Origin of the sequence: Escherichia sp. E4702 (assembly GCF_963883545.1) — a bacterium.
Classification (GTDB): domain Bacteria; phylum Pseudomonadota; class Gammaproteobacteria; order Enterobacterales; family Enterobacteriaceae; genus Escherichia.
Genome location: NZ_CAWORF010000066.1, coordinates 1 through 1,138 on the forward strand (window position 1 = coordinate 1; position 1,138 = coordinate 1,138).

Annotated in this window: 1 tRNA gene and 2 rRNA genes; all 3 read right to left on the reverse strand. The window is 51.3% G+C overall.

The annotated features are described in order from the left end of the window. A 23S ribosomal RNA gene (locus AACU94_RS24590) occupies positions 1-347 on the reverse strand; the annotation flags it as partial. A gap of 193 nt (positions 348-540) precedes the next feature. Then, positions 541-616 (reverse strand) — tRNA-Glu (locus AACU94_RS24595). An 85-nt stretch (positions 617-701) separates the two neighbouring features. Beyond that, a 16S ribosomal RNA gene (locus AACU94_RS24600) occupies positions 702-1,138 on the reverse strand; the annotation flags it as partial.

A 1,138-nucleotide genomic window follows, 5' to 3' on the forward strand; every position in this document is an offset into this window, starting at 1 on the left:
TTTGTGTANNGGGCTGTCACCCTGTATTCGCACGCCTTTCCAGACGCTTCCACTAACACACACACTGATTCAGGCTCTGGGCTGCTCCCCGTTCGCTCGCCGCTACTGGGGGAATCTCGGTTGATTTCTTTTCCTCGGGGTACTTAGATGTTTCAGTTCCCCCGGTTCGCCTCATTAACCTATGGATTCAGTTAATGATAGTGTGTCGAAACACACTGGGTTTCCCCATTCGGAAATCGCCGGTTATAACGGTTCATATCACCTTACCGACGCTTATCGCAGATTAGCACGTCCTTCATCGCCTCTGACTGCCAGGGCATCCACCGTGTACGCTTAGTCGCTTAACCTCACAACCCGAAGATGTTTCTTGCGATTTATCATCGTGTTGCGAAAATTTGAGAGACTCACGAACAACTTTCGTTGTTCAGTGTTTCAATTTTCAGCTTGATCCAGATTTTTAAAGAGCAAATATCTCAAACATCACTCGTAAGTGAGTTTTGAGATACAGAGGTCGGCGACTTTCACTCACAAACCAGCAAGTGGCGTCCCCTAGGGGATTCGAACCCCTGTTACCGCCGTGAAAGGGCGGTGTCCTGGGCCTCTAGACGAAGGGGACGTATCAGTCTGCTTCGCAAGACGCCTTGCTTTTCACTTTCTATCAGACAATCTGTGTGAGCACTTCAAAGAACGCTTCTTTAAGGTAAGGAGGTGATCCAACCGCAGGTTCCCCTACGGTTACCTTGTTACGACTTCACCCCAGTCATGAATCACAAAGTGGTAAGCGCCCTCCCGAAGGTTAAGCTACCTACTTCTTTTGCAACCCACTCCCATGGTGTGACGGGCGGTGTGTACAAGGCCCGGGAACGTATTCACCGTGGCATTCTGATCCACGATTACTAGCGATTCCGACTTCATGGAGTCGAGTTGCAGACTCCAATCCGGACTACGACGCACTTTATGAGGTCCGCTTGCTCTCGCGAGGTCGCTTCTCTTTGTATGCGCCATTGTAGCACGTGTGTAGCCCTGGTCGTAAGGGCCATGATGACTTGACGTCATTGGCAACTTCACCGTCGCGCGGATGTGCGGCAGCAGGCCAGCGCCTTTTAACGCGGTGGAGGGAATGCCGCCTACAGCGTCA